Here is a 4,714-nt window from a genome sequence, read left to right on the forward strand (position 1 = left end):
ATCGGCGGCCTAACAATTCGTTCAAGCCGAACCCGCTTCGCGGCTTCGTCTTGAACGACTCGCAAATTGATCCACCGCCGTTCTCCGATTGCTGCGGCAGCGGGTCGGCTTAACTCAGGCGTTAGGCTCGCATGGTTAGAGACACTGCAGCGTGGAGACAGTACCGGCAGATGCGTGTCGCCTGCTGGGTTGCCTTCGCGGCCTTTATTGGCTCATTCTTTCTTGAGAGCGGCACGGCTACGTTGTTCTGCTTTCTCGTGTGGGGCGCCATCTCGTTCATGGGGGCCTATTGGCCATGCCCAGTCTGTGGCGGTCGCGTCGGCTATATTTCTCTTGGCCCGCTGCGGGTGATCTGGCCGTTTGGCGGTTGGTGCACAGCCTGTAATCGCAGACTGTTCCTCTATCGGCAGCGCGCCTAACAATTCATTCAAGCCGAAGCCGCTTCGCGGCTCGGCTTAATTCAGGCGTTAGACGATGGGTGAAGATCTCGCGGGTCGGACGATCGCGGACAATGTCCGGGAATACGGCTGGCACTGCCTCCATGTCTTCCCAACGCAAGAAGGCCAAGACAAATTCAGCTACTCCATTGGATTCGGTGAGTCATATGGAGCACCGGAGGTGCTGGTCTTCGGACTAGAGCGAGAAAAGGCGCATGCAATCCTCAACGAGTGCGCCAACCTGTTCAAGGGCGGCCATACAGTCCGCCCGAATGTCGAGGACCCTGATGTTCTTGGGGGTGGCTACAAGGTGGTCTTTAAGCCTGTTCGTCCCGATTGCTTTAATGAGTACCTAGGTACGGCCCTGCGCTACTACCAAGGCAAGCCATTTGGTGCGGTGGTCATGTTTCTACCGGACCGGCAGCATCGCTTTCCTTGGCAACCTGGCTACGATTACATTCCGGCCGATGAGCCCTTGGCCATCGTCTAACAATTCATTCAAGCCGAAGCCGCTTCGCGGCTCGGCTTAATTCGGGCGTTAGGCCCCATGTTGAGACTCGGTCTGTTCCACCAATTCAAGGGCACTGACACATTGCTCTTGGCTGGGACCTCCCAAGAGATCACGGATCTATCCCGCCGCCTTGGCGAGTTCACCGCTTCACCCGATCCCACGCTGCCACTCCATGCCGTTGCTCAAGTTGCGGCTAGCCATCCCGCTCAGCTATTCGCCTGTCGCAACTCACAGCCACCGCCCGCCGGTTTTGGCTGGCACTGTTCACCTGAGCTGCTGTCGTCTGTCCAAGGTAAGCTTCTCGCTGTGGCTTCATCCGGCAGAGGGCATCAGTACTTCGGCCTCATTGACTCGCCAGTCCAGCTAATGGTTTCGGTCGGTGAGTACGGTGATTCCTGGTGGTCGGCTGGGGCCTAACAATTCATTCAAGCCGAAGCCGCTTCGCGGCTCGGCTTAATTCAGGCGTTAGGCTGCAGGAGAGATCACAGTGACTCAATTCTCGTTAATCTTGCTCGCCGCTCTTGGGGTCGCAAACGCGGCCGAGCCGGATACGGCAACGCGCCAGACCTCCAGCATCGGCTATGCCTCGGTAGCGGAGGCACTGTCGGATCTCAAGGAAAACCCAGAAAACTCTGTTCGGGTCCAAGAGGGCTGGACGATCATTGATGATCGAAAGAACTCGGCCATCTGGTCCTTCAGCCCAGAAGGGCACCCCGCATATCCTGCCGCCGTAAAGCGCACCATCTTTGAGCGGGACGGCCACATTTACGTCGACATGAAAGCACTGTGCCAAGCCAAGAAAGAACCGTGTGACGAGCTAATCGAGCAGTTCAAGGCGCTCAATGAGCAAATGCGGCAGCACATGCAGCAGCAGGCTGGCGGGTAGCAGCCTAACAATTCATTCAAGCCGAAGCCGCTTCGCGGCTCGGCTTAATTCAGGCGTTAGGCCTCGCACGAGCATCTTCAGGAGCACTCATGTTTGACCACGTCGTATTCGGAGTCAGCGACTATGCTGCGAGCAAAGAGTTCTTCCTCAAAGTGCTATCGCCGCTCGGTGTAACTGTTGTCTCGGAAGGACCGATCGGTATCGAGCTTTTCCACCCTAGTAGCAAAGCTTCACTAGGCATCCGCCTAAAGCCAGTGGAGAAACCGTCGCCTCTACACCTGGCGTTCACTGCTGAGAATCGCGGGCAGGTCGATGCGTTCTATCGTGCGGCACTGGAGACGGGGGCCAAAGACAACGGCGCGCCGGGTCTGCGCCCGAACTACACCGGGAAATACTATGCCGCTTTCGTTATCGGTCCGGACGGGCACAACATCGAAATGGTTTGCCACGAATCCGAGGCCTAACAATTCATTCAAGCCGAAGCCGCTTCGCGGCTCGGCTTAATTCAGGCGTTAGGGCTCACAGGGGAGATCACCGTGACCGAACAAGAAGATGAGTTCGACGTCGAACAGTTTGTCTACATCAAGATTCCTGCCCCGATCCAACCATTGGATAGGGGCACTCTCTTCGAGGATCCAATCGACGCCGCATTAGAGCCTCATGACCTTGGCCATGTCTCTGGCGGCGGGTCGCTGCTTGGCGACACTCTCCCCGATGGCACACGGCCAATCGAGTTCTGTGGCATCGATATCGACACAACTGACCGAGCTGCTGTCCTTGAGATTCTTCGAGAGCTCCTTCCAACTCTTGGCATTCCGCTGGCATCGGAACTCCACTACACGGCAAACGGCCACAAACTTCAGGACCGTTTCCTAGGTGATAGTTGGTCCATTGGTGAGTCTCGTGAGTTCCTGCATCCGGGGTTTGACATCTAGTGGGCGTGAGCCCTAACAATTCATTCAAGCCGAAGCCGCTTCGCGGCTCGGCTTAACTCAGGCGTTATGCGCGGTGGGATAGAGGTTGTTCAAACCTATCGTGCACCCGGTCTTGTTCCGCGGCTTGAGTGGCTTGGCATCTGCGCCAAGGCATCGCGTCTTCCGGCAACTCGCCGGCGCTACGCACCTGCAGTGTCCTCGGTAGCCGCAGCAGCGCCCTCGCCTTCGGCCGGTCAAAGCTCGCCCGATTCCTTTCCCGGCTCCATGGGGTGATTCTCGGGCACCGATTGTCCTGAGCTAAGATCTCTTCAGCAGCCAAGTTCTCCGGTTCTCCTGGCTGCATAACAATTCATTCAAGCCGAAGCCGCTTCGCGGCTCGGCTTAATTCAGGCGTTAGCGCGCATTTCGGAGATCATCGTGAGCCGAGAAGATTTCATTGCGGTTGCTTCAAGGTTGTTCGCAATCTACTTGCTATACATCACCATCCGCAGCACCCCTGCGGCACTGCAGATGCTGTCGCAACCCGATGGGATGGGATGGTCCGCCTTGTATACGGCCTTGCTCACTGGCCTCCTTCTTTTCATAGGGTTTCTCTGGTTCTTCCCTCTCACTATCGCCCGCAAGCTACTTCCGGTCATGCGGGAGCCACGCTCGGAGACGGCACTAGACTCCTCTACCGCCCTCTCCGTAGGCATAACGCTCATCGGCCTTTGGTTCCTGGCCAGCGCCATCGCCGATGCGTCCTACTGGATTGCCCTCCTCATCCGCGTCGCTCAGACAGATGCGATTGGCTTCGAGTGGTCCCAAGAGCAAATAGCCAATATGGTCGCTACTGTTGTGCAGCTAGCATTCGCCTTGGTTCTCGTGCTTGGTAGCAGCGGCATCAAAAGGCTTATTCACCGTTACCGGTTTGGCGCCATCCCGGATGCGCGCTAACAATTCATTCAAGCCGAAGCCGCTTCGCGGCTCGGCTTAATTCAGGCGTTAGGCATCAATGAAAGCACCGCCCGCAATTGAACTGCTGCTTGGCGTCGTACTCGTTGCTAATGCTAGCGTCACGCTTTTGGCCGCCTCCTTTCGCCCAAAACTTCTAGACCATTGGCTACTGCGCCCTCGCTGGTTTGGCCCTGGTGGCCCACGAGCGGGTCGAGTCGGCGCTACACTCGGGGCAGTTCTTTGGCTTGGTATTGGCATGTGGATCACATGGCTTGCTATCGGCCAGCTGAGTTGATGCCTAACAATTCATTCAAGCCGAGCCCGCTTCGTGGCTCCCACCAAAAACCGGCTCTCCTTGGGCGGGCCGGCTTAATTCAGGCGTTAGGCCGCACAAATTGAGTTCATCGCATGCATTGCTACTCTCATCGCTCAACCCCTGCTATCGGCCTTTGTAAGACATGCTTCAAGGCCCTGTGCCCTGACTGTTCCGTCGACGTTGGGAACGGCTTGGCATGTCGTGAGACATGCCAGGAAAAGGTCAAAGAGTTGAATGAGATGTGGGATAGAAGCGCCAAGATCTATGGCATTGGCCAACACAAATCGCGCATTCCTTCCACGGGCGTTCTTTTGTGGGGTCTCATGGCCTTGGCCATGTGGTCGGTCGTAGCTTTTACATACTTCGCTCGCGGTGACTTAGATATCACAACTACCGTAATGGCCCTTTTCTTTACCGCAGCACTAGGCTTGGCCATCTACAGCGCTCGTCGTACTGGCCTTAGCTGCTAACGGAGCTATTGGCAGTGCGGCCTAACAATTCGTTCAAGCCGAGCCCGCTTCGCGGCCTCGGCGCCACCCGGTTCGCCTCGGGCGGGCCGGCTTAACTCAGGCGTTAGGCTGCTTGTGATGAATCTCTTTCAACCACCTCAATCAGCTACCCCGAGCTCAGAACGGCGCTGGGCGCATGTGGTCGTCGCTTTCCTGTCAGCACTCTTCATTCCAGCATTGCTGG

The 4,714-nt window shown here is 56.9% G+C and carries 5 protein-coding genes; all 5 read left to right on the top strand.

Features of this window, described 5'->3' with window-relative positions:
• The first annotated feature begins 474 nt into the window (after positions 1–474).
• The 5 genes from ACFPN1_RS16055 (at position 475) to ACFPN1_RS16075 (ending at position 3,705) form a co-directional block, all read left to right on the top strand.
• Positions 475–927 (top strand): DUF4262 domain-containing protein, encoded by a 453-nt coding sequence (locus tag ACFPN1_RS16055; protein ID WP_386756225.1) that lies wholly within the window; start codon positions 475–477, stop codon positions 925–927.
• A 508-nt stretch (positions 928–1,435) separates the two neighbouring features.
• Positions 1,436–1,834, top strand: a complete 399-nt coding sequence (locus tag ACFPN1_RS16060) for a hypothetical protein (protein WP_386756226.1) — start codon at positions 1,436–1,438, stop codon at positions 1,832–1,834.
• An 89-nt stretch (positions 1,835–1,923) separates the two neighbouring features.
• Positions 1,924–2,298, top strand: coding sequence for a VOC family protein (locus tag ACFPN1_RS16065; RefSeq protein WP_386756227.1), 375 nt, complete (start codon positions 1,924–1,926; stop codon positions 2,296–2,298).
• A gap of 72 nt (positions 2,299–2,370) precedes the next feature.
• A complete protein-coding gene (locus ACFPN1_RS16070) occupies positions 2,371–2,769 on the top strand; it encodes a hypothetical protein (RefSeq protein WP_386756228.1) in 399 nt (132 codons plus the stop codon).
• Between the two features lie 417 nt (positions 2,770–3,186).
• A complete protein-coding gene (locus ACFPN1_RS16075) occupies positions 3,187–3,705 on the top strand; it encodes a hypothetical protein (protein WP_386756229.1) in 519 nt (172 codons plus the stop codon).
• The last annotated feature ends 1,009 nt before the right edge of the window (positions 3,706–4,714 follow it).

It is taken from the genome of Lysobacter yangpyeongensis (genome assembly GCF_042655745.1).
GTDB classification, from domain to species: Bacteria; Pseudomonadota; Gammaproteobacteria; order Xanthomonadales; family Xanthomonadaceae; genus Agrilutibacter; species Agrilutibacter yangpyeongensis.

Coding starts and splice junctions, on each gene's coding strand:
- ACFPN1_RS16055 (WP_386756225.1), top strand. CDS start 475: ATGGGTGAAGATCTCGCGGGTCGGACGATCGCGGACAATGTCCGGGAA.
- ACFPN1_RS16065 (WP_386756227.1), top strand. CDS start 1,924: ATGTTTGACCACGTCGTATTCGGAGTCAGCGACTATGCTGCGAGCAAA.